Origin of the sequence: Halocatena pleomorpha, from assembly GCF_003862495.1 — an archaeon.
Lineage (GTDB): Archaea > Halobacteriota > Halobacteria > Halobacteriales > Haloarculaceae > Halocatena > Halocatena pleomorpha.
On sequence record NZ_RRCH01000014.1, the window covers coordinates 135,311 to 154,053 of the forward strand.

An 18,743-nucleotide genomic window follows, 5' to 3' on the forward strand; every position below is an offset into this window, starting at 1 on the left:
TACAGTCTGCTTTTTTACGACTGGGGGAAATGTGTTTTGTATGCACCAACCGGCCGTAATAGAGCCGCTGACAGAACACGCGTTGCTCATCCTGTTCGTTCAATTGTTCTTGCTCTTGTTGACCGCCCGTGGTCTCGGAGAGATCGCGCAACAAGTGACCCTTCCTGCCGTTGTTGGTGAGTTGCTCGCCGGAATCGTGCTCGGACCCTCTTTTTTCGGCGCGTTGGCGCCCAATCTCTTCACGATGATCTTTCCACAGCTCGCTGGACCGTACCACCTGATCGAAGTCGTTTCCTGGTTCGGCCTGCTCATGTTGTTAGTCGTCACCGGCTTCGAGACTGATCTCGAACTCATTGCCAGTCGGGCGCGGTCGGCTGTGCTTGTTTCAGCCGCCGGCATCGTTATTCCGTTCGTCACGGGTTTCGGTTTGGGGTACGTGCTGCCAGCGACGTTCCTCGCGGCCGACGGCCAACGGTTCGTGTTCAGCTTATTCATCGCCGTTGCGATGAGCATCTCAGCGATCCCGGTGATCGCAAAAGTGTTGCTCGATATCGGTGCGATTCACCGCGACATCGGACAAATAACCATCGCGGCAGGCATGATCGACGATACCATCGGGTGGATCCTCCTGTCGATCGTCGCTGCGCTCGCCAAGGCGGGTACTGCTGGGAACGCGGTCGCAGCACTTGGCGCTACCGGCGAAACAATCCTCTGGCTGTTCGTGTTTTTACTTTTAGCGTTCACACTCGGGCGTCGACTAGCCGAGTCCGTCATCCGCTGGGTGGATTCGGCTATCGGCGGTCAAGCAGGAAAGATAACTACGTTGATGGTTCTCGCGCTTGGTGTCGGATCGATCACGCAGTACATCGGCGTAGAAGCGGTATTGGGTGCGTTCGTCGTCGGATTGCTCATCGGTCAGGTGAATCGCTTCGATCAGTCGACACGGAACACGTTCGAGACGATGACGCTCAGTGTATTCGCGCCGATCTTCTTTGCGATGGCTGGCCTTCGCGTCGACCTTACCACGTTAACCGACCCAGTGCTGTTTGGAGCCGGGCTAATCGTTCTCGGAGTTGCGACGGTGGGAAAGTTTGGTGGAGCGTTTATCGGCGCGAGAGCTGCTGGCCTTTCGCGGTGGGAAGGCATTGCGATGGGTGCTGGAATGAACGCCCGCGGCGCGATCGAGATCATCGTTGCAACCATTGGACTGAGTATCGGCGTTCTCTCCATCCAGATGTACTCGATCATCGTCATGGTCGCGCTCGTCACCTCGCTGACTGCGCCGCCGTTGCTCCGGAAAACGCTCGCCAAAACCGACCTTTCTGCTGCGGAGAGCGAACGACTCGAACGCCGAACGTCCGAGCAACGGCGCTTTCTCGGTACTATCGACCGAGTGCTGTTGCCGACGCGGTGTGGAGTGAATTCACTGATCGCTGCCCAACTCCTCGGGCACGTTGTTCGAGAGCGAGATATCGATGTCACGTGTCTGTACGTGGATCGGGACCGAGCAGTAAACGGCGAAAGAGACCGAACGCTCCGGCAGCGAGCAATGAACGCTCTTTCCACGGTCAAGCGTCGCCTCCGTCGGATGGACCGCCGGAGAGACAGTATTCCCTACGAACTGCAAGAGAATGATTCCGCGTCCGACTGCTTACAAACAATTGACGAGCAGCTCGCGCTCTCCGATGGACCCGCTCGGTTGATGACCCGGACCGTCACAACGAGCGTGAGCGATCTGGTCCTCTCGGAAGCGGAGGACCGCTATGACCTACTTGTTCTCGGAATGAGTAACCCCGCCCAAGCAGCCGATCGATCGCTGTTAGGCGGAGAACTTGATCGCATTCTTCGGGTGACACCGTGTCCGATACTGGCCGTCAGCTCAAACACTGTGTCGAACGATGGATCTGTAGCGGACCTATCGGTCCGTCGGATCTTGCTCCCAACGATTGGAACCCAATACAGTCGACACGCCGCAGAGGTGGCGTTTGCCATCGGGGCAGATCGGAACGCCGTTGTAGAGATCATGCACGTGGTCACGCCGCCACAACCGGAGGAAACCCTCATCGAACCGAATCTCTCCGAAGCGGTCGATATCGGAGAGGCGATCGTCGACCGGGAAGCCAAACTCGGACAGCAAATGGGTGTCGAGGTGCTGACGCACGTCTCGGTCGGGGATCGACCCGAACGCGATATTCTCACACGCGCGACTAAGACAGAGACCGACGTGATCGTTATGGGTTGTGAAATTCGTCCAACCTCCCGCCGGGCGTTTCTCGGGCCTCGGGTGGAACACGTTATCGAGAACGCATCGTGTCCCGTGGCAGTGGTGAGCTCGGTGTAACAGCCCGGTGAGTGCTCGAAACACCCTCGTTCTAACCCCTTCACTCGTGAGACAGTTTACCTACACCACATATAATACATTATTATTTGAAGAAATTTATTTGATAGGGGAGGCGTACTTTCTGGTATGGTCGTTCTACGAGTGGTGTTGTTCCTCGGTGGAATAGCGATTCTCATTTACAGCGTCGAAGAACTGATCGAAAATATCACAAAGGCGGCAATTCTCAGCGGTGTTTCTGCGTTTCTACTCGCGGTGTTTTTTACTGGACTGGACTTCGAAAACTGGGCGTTCGGCGTTGCGGCGATCGTTGGGGACCTTCCGGGCGTAGCGATCGGTTCGGCGTTCGGTTCCGCACTCTTTTTGGTCGGCGTGTCGGTTGCCCTAGCGGGAGTCCTCGTCCCATTCGAACCAAACCTTCCCACGGATTATCTCCTCTTGTTGGCGGTGTCGCCGCTACTCGCGTTACCGTTTCTCCTTGATAGACAGTTGTCACGGACTGACGGTGGTTTTCTCCTTGTGATCTTCGGGGGCGTCCTCGCTTATCTCTACTGGCAGGAAGAGCGCGGTCGGGAGACATTTCGAGACGAAGAAACCGAAGAGGCACGGGCGGCACTTGCGGCGGACGAGCACGGACCCTGGTACTACATCGGATTCGTTGTCGTATTCACGATCGGGATGGTCATCGGTTCCGAACTGGCTGTTTACGGCGCGCGCGGGATCCTTGCAAACGTCGGTCTGAATGGCACGATTTTCGGCATGACTGTTGTGGGATTCGTGATGTCGCTCGAAGAGATACTCCTTGTGGTTGAGCCGATCCGTAACGATCGGTCGAGCATCGCTGTTGGCAATATTATCGGCAGCTTGATCTTTTTCACCACCGGCAATATTGGTTTACTCGCCGTTGTTCGGTCGTTCCCAGTGGCTCAGTCGGTTCTCTGGTTTTACTGGCCGGCCGTGTTCGTGACCACACTACTGACGGCTGTGGTCCTTTATCGCGGGCGAATCAAACGGCCCGAAGGCGTTCTGTTTGGCGTTTTGTACGTTGCCTACTGGGTAATCAGTTACGCCTATCTCCCTCGCTCACCGCTGCCACAGTAGCGACACGGCTGTATCGCTTTCCTGTGTCTCGCGTGCGCCGGACGCTCGTTTGGAACATCATCGTCTATTCCCCAATATTTATACAATTCATTATAGATAAAATAATTAACCATACTATTTTAAGTGATGTTAGGTACAGAAATGTGGAATTAGAGTAACCGTTAATCGGTAACGATATCCGCGACACATTTATCCTCAGTGAAGATTAATACATAGATGAATTCGTTGTAGTTGTTGAGGTTGCCGGGGCGGATATACAATTGATATGTACTATGAAAACATATGTCTGAAAGGAACGTATCGAATCGCTATCGGACGAGCGCTACCGGCACAGGATCAACCGATGTTTTCTCAAAACACCACGGGGATGAGTACTGAAACATGACCGAGATGTTTCTCAAACAAATCGTTGAAGAGCGGCCGACATCAGTCTCAGAGTTTTTCGAGCGGTTCGGACTGGCGTTCGTGATGGTTGCTAGTTACGTCGGTTCAGGGACGGTGTTCATCATGAGTACAGCCGGCGTTCAGTTCAACTACGCGCTCATTTGGCTTGTTGGACTCGCCGTTCTGCTCGGCATCATGGCCCAGGATATGAGCGCCCGCGTCGGTATTTTCGGCAATTCGCTGGGCGAGTTCACTCGTCGAAAATTCGGTGAAAAAGGCGCGACAGGGCTGCTAGCGTTCATTTCGATCGGTTGTGTCTTATGGGGATTGGAACTGACGGCTGCTGTCGGTCTTGGTACGCAGATCCTACTTGAAAGTGTTCTCGGTGTCTCCATAAATTGGATGGTGATTGCCGTCGGAACTGCGGTACTCGCTGCCGGGATCGGAGTGCTTCACTATCAACTCATCGAATATCTAATGACAGGGATGATGATCCTTCTATTCATTGCCTTCGGTATCGTCGCGGTTGTCAGCGATCCCGATCCAATCGCGGTCGCTGCCGGGTCACTGCCGAATTCGGCCTTCCTTTCCCCCAACGGGTTGACGCTGGCGGCAGCCATTCTCGGAACAACGGCGCTGTGGCCGAACTTCTTCCTTGAATCGCTGTTCGTTGAGGAGAAAGGCTGGAAGGACTCCTCAGATCTCCTCGATATGCGCTTGGATCTCGTGATGGGATACGCGATCGGTGGGCTCGCGTCAGTCGCCATTCTGATCGCAACTGCCACAGTGCTCCGTCCGGCGGGCATTACCGAGCTGAGTTCGTTTATTACGCCCGGCAGAGCACTGACTGACGTACTCGGAACGTGGGCAATGTTGTTGTTCCTTGGGGGAACGTTAGTCGCAGCGTTCAACAGCATCATCCCCATCCTCTGGTGTCCAGCCTACATCCTTCAGGAAGCCCGGGGCAAACGGATTCGATCGTCCGATCCGCAAAAGGCTCGGCGGTCGTTCCGCGTGCTGTTCGTCGGGGTATGCCTGCTCAGCGGTCTTTCCCCGCTGGTGCACGTCGTGGGGGGATTGAGTGTACTTGACATGATCGTCCTGTTCCCCGCCTGGAACGGCGTTTTCGGACTACCGATCTCTGCCGCCCTTCTCTTTTGGGCCGTCAACGACAGCGAAACGATGGGGGAACACCAAAACGACCGCTGGATAAACGTGGCTAACATCACGTTGGTTGTGCTCGCGATCGTACTCGCGGTTTCCTCCGCTCAGGATGTCATTGGTGCCATCTTCGGTGGTGGGTTGTAGCTCACAATGGTTCCAGTGCTGGCTATTGGGCTGATCGCCATCGCGCTGCTCGCTGGGCTCGGGATTACAACCGTGGGTCCCGGAGGAGTGTTTATCACTGCTGCGCTCTACGGACTGACGGACCTCTCCTCGGCAGCCGTTGCTGGAACCGCGAGCGCGACGTTCATCGCAACCGGTCTCGTTGGGAGCGGCGTTTACATCCGTTCTGGTGAGCTAATGACTGGATCAGCCCGTGAAGCTGCGGCCGTACTGAGTGGGACCGGGATCCTTGGCGCTCTTACTGGCAGCCGTGTGAATCTACTGATCGGTGATCAGTTGTTCGGTTATCTCTTGGCAACGTTTCTGGCTCTCGTCGGTGGGTTGATCGCGTATCGTGAATTCATCGGAATTGAGCCAGAAGGACTCGTAGGGCAAACCGACGGACGACGGCGCGTGATACTAGCGACTGTTGGAGGTGGTATCGGCGTGTTGGGCGGACTACTCGGTGTTGGCGGACCGGTGATCGCGGTTCCCGCATTGGTTGCCCTCGGGATGCCGATGCTCCGAGCGGTTGCTGTCGCACAGGTTCAGTCGATATTCCTCGCGCTCTTTGCGACAATCGGGTATCTGACCGTCGGAGCCGTCGATATCACGATGGCTGTCATAGTCGGTGTTCCGCAGCTAATCGGCGTTATCACTGGGTGGCGCGTCGCCCATCTAGTTCCACCACATCGGCTCCGGATCGCCCTCGCTGGTGTTCTCGTCGTCGTTGCGGCTATTATCACGCTCTGACCCATTTATCACTTCTTTGAAGACTCAGGAAGTCATCTTTCCCTCGGATCTCCAAGACGATGAACGTGAGTACCAGATGTCGAACTCGTCCGAACACATCATTGTCACACACTGTTGACAATATTCCTGAACAACGTTTGCGCCAGTGGGTAGCAAATACTATTGCTACCAAAACATATAAAATCTATAACTAATATATTGATGTTGTGGATGACGAAAATACATATTCGACGAGACGTGACGTATTGAAGTTGGGTGGCACCGTAGCGGGGGTTGCTCTTGGTGGTTCAGCGGTCGGGGTTGGATGGGCTAAAGCCGACCGATCCCACGACTCAAGCCGACCAAAGGCGAAGCGAGAGTGGATCAGTACGTGGACCGCAAGCCCACACGCGCCGTCTACTTCGCTCGGTGACTATCGGGAGGGATTCGTGGATCGAACCCTTCGATCGATCGTTCCAGTCAGTCGAGGGGGAGACGGGATTCGTGTGCGGTTGACCAACAGGTATGGTGATCAGGCAGCGAGGTTTTCGAACGTTACCGTCGGCATTCGTGAGGCAAGAGCAACACTTGCGCCGGGATCACTCCGCCCAGTAACGTTCAGTGGCAATCGTTCTGTCACCGTTCGAGCAGGGACGAAAGTGCTGAGCGACCCGATCGATCTCGCCGTGGCACCCGAACAGGACCTCGCGGTCAATCTGTACGCAGGAGAGTCGACAGGTCCCCCCACAGCCCATCAATCCGCGCGAAAAACGTCGTACATCGCAGCTGGTGATCACACGGCCCATCGGTCCGGAAGCGACTTCTCGGAGACGACCACGTCTTGGTTCTTTTTGGAAGGGATTGAGGTTACGGCGAAACAACGTGAGAGTACCGTCGTTTGTTTCGGAGATTCGATTACGGATAGTTTGTACCCGAACTATTTAGCTCGTCGCCTCAACAATCATCCATCCATCCCGAAAGCCGTGGTGAACGCCGGAATCGGGGGAAATCGCGTTCTGACCGACTCTCCGCCGGATTCCGGTTTCGGAGAGAGTGCAATCGCGCGGTTCGATCACGATGTCCTCGCCCAGACGGGGGCGTCCGACGTTATTTTCCTCGAAGGAATCAATGATATCGGATTCGGTGCGAACAATCCAGCAGCCTCTGTCTCTGCTGAAGAAATAATTCGCGGTCATAAACAGATCATTTCGCGGGCGCACGCCGCCGGTCTTGACATTTTCGGGGCGACGCTGACCCCGTTTGTGGGTGCACCGTACTACTCCCAGCGTGGTGGCGAAAAGCGACGGGCGGTGAACGAATTCATACGAACCAGCAACGAATACGACGGAGTGATCGATCTCGATAAAGCGCTTCGTGACCCGGAACGACCGAGACGACTACGCCCGGAGTACGACAGCGGCGACCACCTCCACCCGAGCGACGCGGGCTACCGGGCGATGGCGAACGCCGTCGATCTGTCGTTACTGAAACGGTAGGAATATCCAAAATCAATTGACTGCAATGGTGTTCTAACCAAGTTGTGCCAATACTCTGTCGTGTGTATCCATCTGTAGTCAGTGCCCAAATCTCAACCAATATCGATAGCAGACTGTCTAAGACAACACAATCATGATCGTTCTACGCGAGAAAAATAGTGGATGTGTTTCGTGTTTGAACCGCCTGAATCCCCACATACTGAGTAGAACAACAGCGACACGAGAGATCCATGAATCAGCGATCCACCCATAGTAGAATTTATCTGTATGGCTAGTGGTGTTTGAAACATGGATTCCGGTGGCTCGAACAACGGTGGGAAACGAATCAACGCCGTCAAGCGTGCGTTTAGAGTTATCGATACACTACGAGGAGCCGGAACGATGCGTATCAACGACATCGCTGAAGCACTCGACATCCCAACGAGTACGGCCCACGTCCATCTCAAGACGCTGGAAGATATCGGATACGTTATCAAAAACGATGATGGGTTCAGATTGGGATTACGGTTTCTCAGGGACGGCTCAGTTATCAGGAATGACTTGAGTGTTTACTCAGTCGCGGCGTCGGAGGTCGACAATCTTGCAGAGAGTACGGGTGAAGTTGCGAATCTCGGCACCGAGGAGAACGGCCAACGGGTTATCTTGTATCAGTCAGAAGGTAATGAAGCAGTCTATGACAACGCTCTCGTTGGCGAATACACGAATATGCATTGGACTGCGTTAGGGAAAGCAATCCTTGCCGAACGCCCCGACGACTACGTGCGGAAGGTCGTCGATCGGTACGGCTTCCCAGTCGCTACGGCGAACACCATTGCTGATTCGGACACGCTCTTCGACGAACTGGTGGAGATTCGCGAGCGTGGCTTTGCCCTCGAAGACGAGGAACGGCGTACAGGGATCCGATCGATCGGTATTCCGATCACGATCGAAGATCAGGTTGTAGGAGCCATCTCGCTTTCGGGACCCAAAGAACGTTTCAATGACGATCGAATCGACAACGAACTACTGCCAGCACTCAAAGATCACGCGAACGTCGTAGAAGTCAAAATCGCATACGAGTAGCCTCCAAAGGGATCGTTTAGCGCGAGGATAGCTTTCGAATGCGAAGCAACGCCACGAGACCGCCTCGATTCATCTCTCACCAAGCCGATCGACGTCCGAGCGTATTACACTGGTACGAGTGTAAAGCGTCCAGAACGCCGACGCGGCAAACCCGTGATAGTCCGCAGTTCGGGTTCGATGGTGGCTCCAATCATGGTGGATGATCTCAGCAGAGGCCACCCGCCAAACCGAACGAATCACCGTTTGTATCCACTATCAAACGGACGCATCGAATCAGTCGATCAGATTCTACTATCAGTAGCTTCCTGCAAGACGGTTCTCACTATCGAGAGCAACAGTTCGGTAGCCACTTCAGACGGGACCGGTGCACCGGACCCTCTGTCCGATGCCGTGTCGTGAGTCCATGCCATAGATGACGCGCAATAGTGTATAATTGATATGAGTTGACTATGGTAAAGTTTACATATGAAGCGGCTACTCACCCTCTCCCGTATGGATCCAGCACTGATATTGCCACCCTCTCCGGATAGACGGTGGACGCTCGCCAAGCAGATCGGCGTGAACTGTGGTGTCGCCCGCTTCTGGGGAATGGACGACTGGTGGGAGTACGACACGCTTCTCCGGACGCGTAACCGATTCGAAGATCATGACATCCCATTACGAGTGATCGAGGATCGGCCACCGATGACGCGCACCGTTCTCGGAAAGGACGGACGTGATGAAGAGATAGCAACGGTAAAGCAGTTACTCAGGAATATGGGGAAGCTCGGTATCGACACGTATTGTTGGGTTTGGACCGAGAATCCCGTCGGGGTCGTACGAACATCCGATTCGATACCTGATCGAGGAGGATCTCGCCAATCCGGTTATGATCACGCTCGGAGCCAACAAGCCGACGATCATCCAGAGGCAGGCATCACTGAGACGGAACTCTGGGAGAACCTCGAACACTTCCTCACTGAGGTCGTTCCGGTGGCAGAACAAGCCGGGGTGAAAATGGCACTCCACCCCGACGATCCACCGTTGTCCCCGGTTCGTGGCGTTCCTCGTCTCGTCACCTCGGTCGAAAAGTACGAACGCATTCTCGATCTCTACCCGAGTTCGAATCATGGGGTGACGTTCTGTCAGGGGAACTTCGCCGCAATGGAGACCGACGTTCCAGCAGCGATCCGCCGTCTCGGAGACCGCATTCACTTCGTGCATTTCCGTGATGTCGCAGGGACCCCCGAGTCGTTCGTCGAGACGTGGCACGACGACGGGCCAACCGATATGCGTGCCACCGTTGAAGCGTACCACGATATCGGGTTCGACGGACCGATTCGACCCGACCATGTTCCGAGAATGGTGGGAGAAGAGGATCGAGACGGAGCGCACGCTGGGTATACGGACATGGGTCGGCTGTTCGCTGTCGGATATATGAAAGGGTTGATCGAACAGACGGCGTAGCGTTCCGATCTCCAACGGAACGGTTTCTCGATGAGCCCCACATCGCTAACGGTAGCTATTACGTTCAGTTACGGCCGTCAGCCGCCGCCCGCTGTTCTCAACAGATGATGATTAAAATGGACGATTAGGAAAGATATAAGTGGTTGTGTACAAAGTTGCCGAATATGCCACAGCAGAGTCGGCGCGATTTCATTGGACAGCTCTGTTTGCTCGGGGGGACCGGTGCAGTCACATCGCTCGCGGGTTGTTCCAGTAACGGTTCGAATGACCAAGGGCAATCGATGCTTATTGGGAGCGTCTTTCCCAGTGGGCACGTCATCAACGAAATGGCGAAGTCCTGGGCGGACACTGTCGCAAAAGAGACCGACAGCCGTGTTTCTATTACCATCGAACCGGCGTTCGGCGGCGAACAGGAAGTGATGGAACAAACGCGCATTGGCTCGATCGATGGAACGATTATCGGTACGAGATGGGTTATCGACTACGATCCGAAGAACTTCTGGGTCGAATCACCGTTCGTGTTCGAAAACTGGGAGCAGCAGAAACGAGCGTTCGAGACGAAACACCTCGACGACGGGCGACAACGGCTCCGTAAAGAGGGCAATCAGCGACTCGTCGGCCCGCCCATTTACCGGGGCTATCGCCACGTCTCCGGTAAGGGTGCCCTCAAAACTCCCGAGGCAATTCGCGGAACCAATCTCCGTGTCCCAGATCTCTCCCCGTGGGTGAACATTTGGGGGGGGATCGGTGCCAGTCCGACGACCGTTGCCTTCGATGAACTGTACAGTGCGCTACAGCAAGGCGTCGTTGAAGCCCAAGAGAACCCGGCAAAAACAGTCTTTTCATCGTCGCTGTATGAGGTACAGAGCCATTACACCCTGACCCAGCATCTAGCCTCGACGGGTTGGTTCACGCTCAATACGGATACGTTCAAGGCGCTGTCCGAAGGCGACCGGACTGTCATTTCCGACACGCTTACACAGCATATCGAAGATCTCAGCAGTCGCGTCGCAGATTCAGAATCAAAGACCATCGACAAACTGGAGAGTAAGGGGATGAACATAGTCGAACCGGACCGCGATGCGTGGTTGGCGGCAGCCGAAAAGCCGCTCCAAGCCCAGTTCGACAAGAACTGGGAGCCGTCGTTATCGGATGTGAGGAATATTTGAATAATACACTACAAAAATGTCTGAAAACAGTAACAAGACAGTTGTCACTCGGTATTTCGACCGGACGATCACAGCTCTCGCTCTGTCCATGTACGTGTTGATGATACTGGTCGTCGGACTGCAAATAATAACACGCTGGATACTCGGATCGGTGATCGGCAGCAGTCTGCCGTGGACCGTCAATCTCTCGCAGATGCTCCTCGTCTACGTCACGTTCATCGGGGCGGCGGTAGCGAGTGGAAAACGCGAACATATTTCACTCGATCTCCTCGTCTCACGCCTATCAGATAGCACGATACGGGTGCTAACAGGCCTTCGAACGGTACTCGTACTCGTGTTCGTCGTAGTTCTTACTGCTGGTGCGTATCCGCTCTATCAGCAGAGCAGAGGCTCGGTCATCGGCGCATTGCCAACCCATCCGCCGTTCACACAAGCATGGCTGTACGTCCCGGTGATCGTCAGCGGTGTCATCATCGCAATCTACAGCGTCCGCGACGTGTGGGCAGTGATCGTGTCTCCGGAGACGGTACTCACAGATATCAAACGAGGTGGTGACGATGAGAGCTGACGCGCGCGCCAATCGGTGCCGTCGATATCCGTTGTGGGGGGTGCGAATCTAATGGCTGACGTTGGTCTCCTCGCGCTATTCGTCGGAATACTGCTCGCGCTCTATCTGATCGAAGTTCCAGTCGTTTACGCGCTCGGTCTCACGAGCCTTATTCTGATGTGGACGACATCAATCCCGTTCGAACCACTCCTCGTTGCTCAAACGATGGTCCGGGGAAGCAACTCCTTCGTTCTTCTGGCGATTCCGCTGTTCCTCCAGACAGGACTCTTGATGAACGCCCTCGGTCTCACGGACGTTATTTTCGACTTCGCGAACGCCGTCATCGGACCGGTTCGGGGCGGACTGGCGCACGTCAACATCGTTGCAAGCATTATTTTCTCCGGAATGACGGGAACGGCTGCAGCCGACGCTGCCGGACTCGGTGCGATCGAGTATCGGGCAATGCGCGACGCGGGCTACGAAAAGGGATTCAGTGTCGCAGTAACTGGGTCGTCCTCAATCATCGGACCGATCATTCCCCCGAGCGTCCCGCTGATCATCTATGGAGTCATCGCACAGGTCTCGATCGGGACCCTATTTATTGCGGGTCTCATACCGGGTCTCGTCATGGGGCTGGGTCTGATGATACTCTGCACGTTCTACGCCAACAGGCACGGATACGACCGTGGTGACTGGTGGTCTGTCGGTGAGATCGGTCGAACGTGTTACCGGGCACTCCCCGCTCTGGGCACACCGATACTCATCATCGGCGGGATCTTGGGCGGACTGTTTACCGCGACGGAAGCGGGAGCGATCGCTCTGTTCTACACGATTCTCATTGGAACCGTCTTCTACGATACGCTCAGTTGGGAAGAGCTGATAGCGAATTTCGAAGACGGGATGACGCGGACGGCGTCGCTCACGTTCATCGTCGCCGCCGCGTCGCTCTATGGTTTTCTCATCCAACGTGCGCAGCTTCCGGAAGTGCTGGCTCGGGCGGTCACGACAGTCTCGACCGATCCGCTCATCATCATGTTGGTGATAGCTGGCGTGCTGTTCATCGTCGGTCTAATGTTGGAAACGATAGCAGCCATCACCATTCTCACACCGGTCTTCCTGCCGATCATCGAACAGACGGCCATCGATCCGATCCACTTCGGCGTGGTGATGATTATCACCCTGATGATCGGGCTACTGACACCGCCGTTCGGTGTTATCCTGTTCGTACTTAATGCAGTCACCGGCGTCTCGCTCGAACGGATTACCAGACACATGATTCCGTTCTACGTTCCACTTCTTGTCGTTCTCCTACTCGTGATCGTATTCCCGAAGCTTGTGATGTGGCTTCCCAAAACGATGGGACTCGCATGAGACCTGCGCGGCCGAGTGGTTTCGGGACCACGACGATCACAAGAGTAAGGTGTGTTGGATCGTTACCGGTGCTGTATGGTTGATGTGTCAGATCAGACTGTCAGTGTCGCAGGGAAGACAGCAGTCATCATCGGAGGGACGAGTGGCATTGGCCGCGCAATCGCGTTGGCGTTCGCAAACGATGGTGCAGACGTGGTCGCAGCGAGTCGACACGAAGATGCGGTTAGCGCAACGGCAGAGGAACTCCAGTCCCGGGGGGCCGCTACAACGACGATCACCTGTGACGTTCGAGAGAGAAGCTCCATTGAGCAACTGTACGACGCGGCCTCATCCGACCTCGGGAGCATAGACGTGCTGGTGAATTCCGCTGGATCAGTCGCAAAAGCTCCGATCACGGAGATGGATCCAACGGAATGGGAACGGGACATCGACACGAATCTCTCCGGCGTCTTCAGGGCGTGTCAAATCTTCGGGCACGAGATGGATACTGGGAGTATCATCAATATCTCCTCGATGTCTGCAGGACAAGCCCGTGAGCAACGACCGGCGTATTGCGCTGCAAAAAGCGGTGTTAATGGTCTTACACGCGCCGCAGCAGCTGACCTCGGTCCAGACGTGCGTGTGAATGCGATCGAGCCCGGATTCGTTGAGACACCGTTAGCTGGTGATGCTTTCGAAGCAGGGACGGAACTCCGGTCACAGATCGATGAGCGGACACCCCTCGAACGGGTTGCACAACCGGACGAAATCGCAGGTGCTGCCGTCTATCTCGCAAGCGACGCAGCGGCGTTCACGACCGGTGAGATCCTCACCGTCGATGGGGGCTACGACGACAGTTCGTTATGACTACTCGTTGACGCGGACGATACCTTTCACGCTCTCCGGTTCAGCGGCCCGGTCGAATGCTGCGTGCGTATCAGTAAACGGCTGTTCGAAACTCACGATGCCTTCGACGTCGATTCGTCCCGTCTGAATTGCTTCGATGGCGTCCGGATACGTGTTGCTGAAACGAAACGACCCCTTCAGATCGTATTCTCCACCGATCAATCCGACAACGTCCGTCGGCAGGGACGCGTCGAACGGGATTCCAACGAAAACGATAGTCCCGCCACGTTTGACGGTCGCCGTCGTCTGCTTGATCGCGCTTTCAGCGCCGGAGCTTTCGAGGACCACGTCGACGCCGTTGGAATCGATACGGTCATGAATCACCGCCGCTGGCTCTTCAGAGGAGACATCAACCGTATGACCGACGCCTCGTCGCTCGGCCAAGTGGAGTTTCTCCGTTACGACATCCGTCAGGACGACTTCCGCTGCCCCTTGGTCCATGGCGACTTCTGCAACCAGCTGCCCGATCGGACCACCACCTGTAACGAGGACTGTATCGCCTTCGGTGATGTCGGCCCGCTCACAAGCGTGCATCGCAACACTCAGCGGCTCGACGAGCGCACCCGCCCGAAGCGAAACCGAATCGGGAAGTGAGTAGACGTATTCTGCTGGCCACGCGACGTACTCCCTGAGTGCCCCGTCGACTGGGGGCGAGGACATGTACTGCATTCGTTCACACAAATGGTATGTGTTTCCGATCGTACAGTGTGAACAGTCGCCACAGGGGATACCCGGTTCGACCGCGACCCGTTCCGATTTGGAAACAGTACTCACTGCACGCCCGGTCTCGACCACTGTCCCCGCGGCTTCGTGGCCTAGAACGTGCGGGAATTCGACGACGTTTCCGCTGTTTTCCCCGTGTTGATAGTAGTGAACGTCCGAGCCACAGATCCCGACGTGGTCGATCCGGACGAGAACTTCGTCCACCCCAACACTCGGGCGATTTCGCTCGACGAGTGAAAGCTCACCAACGTCCGATAATACACACGTCTGCATGGGTAGCATGTTAGCTCATATGTGTATATGCGTTTTGGTGATGGCCAGCCGAAACCATGGACCGATCAAGACGGGAACCGTAAATGATCGTTGTAACCGTTCGGTCTGAACTATCTGATCCTGTGGCCGGACGAGTGGATAACTGACGAACGTCTCGACATCGGAACCGCTCACCGTCAAGCAAACAGCTCCAATCATAGTGGAGCCACCGCTTCCGGACCAGAATCAAGCCGACGCTGGGTGAACCAAGGGAAACGCCGTTCGAACGTCGGTGGCTTGATTCGTGCCGCGATCGCTTGCAATTACAGAAGCGCTTTCGTAATGGAACGCGGTCGGATCGAGCACGCCAGCCAGTCGTCGTGTGCTACAGCAATGTTGCGTGTTCGCTGAAACGGTTGTGGACATCATACATCATGCCGGAAGCGTTGTTATCTCCGACCGAGTACGTTGACCGCTGTTCTGTTGCGTGATGTCGCACAGCGGACCACGGGTGGATAGCGTAATGCTTCGAATTCACGTTGTCAATAATTGCGACTGGAAAATTGAAGTATCAAAGTCATATCCTTCTCTCAACGTTGGTACGGTGATCCTAACCGTTTCTAAATTCCCACGTAACATATGTATTATCCATCGTGGCTTCGGAAGCTGACCGACCGCTTCGAAAGAGATCCAGCGATGTTCAAAAGAAGAGAACGAAGACCGCGTACGATCCGGTCGTAGAGATAATTGGCGTAAGCAACCAGAGAAAGACGACACGACCCGTCGCCACCCGGTCGAAAAGAACTGGCGTCTCTGCGAGCAGTTCCTCGGGAGATTCCTCTCCGATCTTCGGCACCTCGACAGACGCACGCTCGGCCTCCGCTTGCTCCACTCGGTCGTCGGCTTCTCCCGTTGCAAGTTCATCCACGGTCGGGCTACGCGCCGGGCCGTGATCTCCGTTGGTCACACCGCTTTCAGCGAGAATCGCGTCGGCAGAAAGCTCCGGGCGCTCCGCCTCTTCCTTTTTGAGCACTGCGTCGATCGCGTTTGGTCCCCGCTTTTCGAGGGCGGTGCTCGTCGCTTCTGAGAGGGTGACAGCGCGACTCGATCGGCCCCATCCCAATCCGATGATACACGAAGTCATGCTCACAGCGAGACTCGCCGGGATCCCAAGATACGACAGACACGTGATGATCGTCGCGCCGACGAGTGAGACGATCATCGCCGCGAGGATCGGGAGGTCGGTTAGGCCCTCACCAATGGTGTCAAGCGTTCGACGAGCGATCGTAAAGCCACCGAGACCGATCGCAGCGATCGCCAGCAGAATTCCCTGACTCGGGGTGATTGATCCGTTTCCGACGAGCGGCGCGATTGCGTTCGCCGCATTCGAGGCCCCGGCCGAGAACGCGTTATAACACGCGATGAGAACCACTATCAGACCACCGAGTGCGTCACGAGGTTCGGCCTGTTGATTGAGTGTCGGGAGTGGGATCCGCCTTGATCGGTCGATATGTATCAAATGGGTCTGAAAACGGGTGAACGAGAACCGAGCGTCCAAATGTGGATAAAGATAGCGACCGATCACGAGTCCAGTACAGACCGCGACAAACGGAGCGATGATCCACGCCGCAACGATCGTGAACATCACCTGTTCGTCAAGGCTATTCGTTGCGACTCCGAGCCCGGCAATCGCCCCAACGGCCGTCATCGATGTCGAGGACGGGACGCCGAAAAAGTTCGAGACGAGCAATCCTCCTCCGGCGAAAAAGAGCACGATGATGCTCGCCGTGAGCGTGAACTGACTTTCAGGGACGATCCCTTCGCTCATCGTTGTGATGACGTTTCGACCGATGGTCCACCCACCTCCGAACGCGAAAGCCGTGAAGATTCCAGCCGCGACAGCCTTCCCAACGATCCGACTTCCAACAACCGGGCCGAACGCGACGCCGGTCGAAGATCCACCGATGTTGTACCCGACAAAGATCGCGACTAACACCCCAATAACGAGCAGAGCTGGTATAGCAATCATAGACGTTACAAACGAAAGCGATCCGTTTCAAACCTTTCCAAACCCATTAGTGAAGAATCATATTGACCTAGCCATGGATTCGTTAGAGCGACCTGTACGTCGCTCTCTTCAGAAAGATGCTGCTTGCCATTGCCGGCACGCGATCACCGTCGCGCTCTTTGATCGAAACGCGGCTCCTCGTAGAACACAGTAATGCGGTTGGATTTCCTGCAATGAACAACTATTTTCAGCTTATCCATAATATCTGTTTCCACCCGATCTTTTTTCTTCAACCATACCATAGTAGTCCGTACACGATCGTGAGTAGTTTGACCGACTGTCCGGCGCGATACATCGTTCATGCAAGAGCTGAATATCTTCCTCGTTACGGTCGGCGGCTTGACGCTCGTGTTGAGTCTCATCGCTGGACTGATGCAAAACAAAGCGTATCTCCCCTCAGAACCGATGGCCGCGGTGGCTCTCGGTATCCTTATCGGTCCGGCTGGGATGGGGTTCGCTCGACTCACTACATGGGGAGCTCCGTTACCGATCATCGAGCAGGCTGCTCGATTGACCGTCGGGTTGGCAGTGATGGCCGCCGCGCTCAGGCTTCCACGGGGATATTTTCAAAACCACGCCCGCTCAATGAGCGTTGTTCTCTTACCGGGCATGATCGGCATGTGGCTGGTCAGCAGCGGACTCGTCTACGTGTTGTTGTCCGTTCCGTTCACGGTCGCCTTCCTTATCGGAGCGATCATCACGCCGACGGATCCAGTGCTTGCCGGAACGATCGTCATGGGACACACGGCCCAGCGGAGCATTCCGGCACCGATCCGGAACCTGCTGACGGGCGAATCGGGCGCGAACGACGGTCTGGCGTATCCGTTCGTCTTTTTACCGATCTTGCTTTTCGAACACGTTCCCGAACGGGCGTTCCTCAACTGGATTGTCGAGACGCTTCTCTGGGAAGTCGGTGCTGCCGTGGTGATCGGAGCCGCAGCCGGTGCACTTGCAGGGTGGATTGAACAGGTCTCCCATGAGTACCACTATCTTGAAGAATCATCGCTTCTCAGTGTGACCGTCGCACTCACCTTTACGGTTCTCGGCGGGGTCAAGTTGGTCGGAAGCAATGGAATCCTCGCGGCGTTTGCCGCCGGATTGCTCTTCAATAGGCTGTCCAATGCGGGCGACGAAGCCGATGAGCAGAAAGTCCAGGAGACTGTGCTCCGTCTGTTCACGTTTCCGATCTTCGTGATATTCGGAATAGTGCTTCCAGTAGACCAATGGATCGCCCTCGGGTGGGCAGGCGTCGTTCTCCCGGCAGGCGTTCTCTTAGTCCGGCGTCTACCGATGGTAGGCGTATTCCGCACATCCGTTCCCGCAATCAGCGACGATTACGACGCACTTTTTGCAGGATGGTTCGGTCCGATCGGAATCGCGGCCCTGTTCTACGCTACAGTCGCACATCGGATCATCGGCGAGGAAATCATCTGGAGCGCAGCGACGCTGGTGGTCACGAGTTCGATACTCGTTCACGGCGTCACAGCGACACTGTTTACGAAGCTATACGGACGAATAGTCGATCCGAATCGGATACAGACTCCGGATGACGACAGGCAGTCGTCGCTTGACGAACACTGATGAGTAACACATGCCACGCTCTGCGATCCGGAGGAACTGTCACAGCCGATCCGCCGGAATCTAGGGAGCGTGTTGCAGCACTCCCGCCGTAGCAGTCGTATCAGAAAGCGGGAGATCTTCACCAGCACTACCGGGAGCGGTCACCACTCGGCCACACGGGTTGCGCTGCCGTCACCAACAGTGATGGTCGGTGTCTTCCCCGTGGCCCGGGAACTGCTGATATCGGACTACCGTCAGGGGCAGGGTTCCGGTGTGCCGCCGC

General features: G+C 55.6%; 15 protein-coding genes. 12 read left to right on the top strand and 3 right to left on the bottom strand.

What is annotated here, in order from left to right; all coding sequences use genetic code 11:
• Nucleotides 1–40: 40 nt before the first annotated feature.
• From EIK79_RS07125 to EIK79_RS07175, 11 genes are all read left to right on the top strand, one after another.
• Nucleotides 41–2,341: a cation:proton antiporter domain-containing protein gene (locus EIK79_RS07125; protein ID WP_124954428.1), complete on the top strand. Its 2,301-nt coding sequence runs from the start codon at nucleotides 41–43 to the stop codon at nucleotides 2,339–2,341.
• Between the two features lie 126 nt (nucleotides 2,342–2,467).
• Nucleotides 2,468–3,439 carry a sodium:calcium antiporter gene (locus EIK79_RS07130; protein ID WP_124954429.1) on the top strand — a complete coding sequence of 324 codons (972 nt, stop codon included), beginning with the start codon at nucleotides 2,468–2,470 and terminating at the stop codon, nucleotides 3,437–3,439.
• 381 nt (nucleotides 3,440–3,820) lie between these two features.
• Nucleotides 3,821–5,131, top strand: coding sequence for an NRAMP family divalent metal transporter (locus EIK79_RS07135; RefSeq protein ID WP_124954430.1), 1,311 nt, complete (start codon nucleotides 3,821–3,823; stop codon nucleotides 5,129–5,131).
• 6 nt (nucleotides 5,132–5,137) lie between these two features.
• A complete protein-coding gene (locus EIK79_RS07140; RefSeq protein ID WP_124954431.1) occupies nucleotides 5,138–5,902 on the top strand; it encodes a sulfite exporter TauE/SafE family protein in 765 nt (254 codons plus the stop codon).
• 206 nt (nucleotides 5,903–6,108) lie between these two features.
• Complete coding sequence (locus EIK79_RS07145) at nucleotides 6,109–7,377, top strand: SGNH/GDSL hydrolase family protein (RefSeq protein WP_185715542.1); 1,269 nt, start codon at nucleotides 6,109–6,111, stop codon at nucleotides 7,375–7,377.
• Between the two features lie 288 nt (nucleotides 7,378–7,665).
• The gene (locus EIK79_RS07150; protein WP_124954433.1) at nucleotides 7,666–8,439 is read left to right on the top strand and encodes an IclR family transcriptional regulator; all 774 of its coding nucleotides are present in this window, start codon (nucleotides 7,666–7,668) and stop codon (nucleotides 8,437–8,439) included.
• Nucleotides 8,440–8,931: 492 nt separating this feature from the next.
• Nucleotides 8,932–9,885 (top strand): mannonate dehydratase, encoded by a 954-nt coding sequence (locus EIK79_RS07155; protein ID WP_185715553.1) that lies wholly within the window; start codon nucleotides 8,932–8,934, stop codon nucleotides 9,883–9,885.
• Between the two features lie 164 nt (nucleotides 9,886–10,049).
• Nucleotides 10,050–11,054, top strand: a complete 1,005-nt coding sequence (locus tag EIK79_RS07160) for a TRAP transporter substrate-binding protein (protein ID WP_124954434.1) — start codon at nucleotides 10,050–10,052, stop codon at nucleotides 11,052–11,054.
• A 16-nt stretch (nucleotides 11,055–11,070) separates the two neighbouring features.
• The gene (locus EIK79_RS07165; RefSeq protein ID WP_124954435.1) at nucleotides 11,071–11,622 is read left to right on the top strand and encodes a TRAP transporter small permease; all 552 of its coding nucleotides are present in this window, start codon (nucleotides 11,071–11,073) and stop codon (nucleotides 11,620–11,622) included.
• Between the two features lie 51 nt (nucleotides 11,623–11,673).
• A complete protein-coding gene (locus EIK79_RS07170) occupies nucleotides 11,674–12,972 on the top strand; it encodes a TRAP transporter large permease (protein ID WP_124954436.1) in 1,299 nt (432 codons plus the stop codon).
• Between the two features lie 75 nt (nucleotides 12,973–13,047).
• A complete protein-coding gene (locus EIK79_RS07175; protein WP_124954437.1) occupies nucleotides 13,048–13,818 on the top strand; it encodes an SDR family NAD(P)-dependent oxidoreductase in 771 nt (256 codons plus the stop codon).
• Here EIK79_RS07175 and EIK79_RS07180 read toward each other — a convergent pair whose 3' ends face one another.
• From EIK79_RS07180 to EIK79_RS07190, 3 genes are all read right to left on the bottom strand, one after another.
• Entirely contained in the window at nucleotides 13,819–14,853 is a 1,035-nt protein-coding gene (locus tag EIK79_RS07180; protein WP_124954438.1) for an NAD(P)-dependent alcohol dehydrogenase, read from the bottom strand.
• A gap of 225 nt (nucleotides 14,854–15,078) precedes the next feature.
• The gene (locus tag EIK79_RS07185; RefSeq protein WP_124954439.1) at nucleotides 15,079–15,261 is read right to left on the bottom strand and encodes a hypothetical protein; all 183 of its coding nucleotides are present in this window, start codon (nucleotides 15,259–15,261) and stop codon (nucleotides 15,079–15,081) included.
• A 271-nt stretch (nucleotides 15,262–15,532) separates the two neighbouring features.
• Nucleotides 15,533–16,861, bottom strand: a complete 1,329-nt coding sequence (locus EIK79_RS07190; protein WP_124954440.1) for an inorganic phosphate transporter — start codon at nucleotides 16,859–16,861, stop codon at nucleotides 15,533–15,535.
• A gap of 339 nt (nucleotides 16,862–17,200) precedes the next feature.
• Here EIK79_RS07190 and EIK79_RS07195 point away from each other — a divergent pair, with 339 nt between their 5' ends.
• On the top strand, nucleotides 17,201–18,481 hold the full coding sequence (locus tag EIK79_RS07195) for a cation:proton antiporter domain-containing protein (protein ID WP_124954441.1): 1,281 nt from the start codon (nucleotides 17,201–17,203) through the stop codon (nucleotides 18,479–18,481).
• The last annotated feature ends 262 nt before the right edge of the window (nucleotides 18,482–18,743 follow it).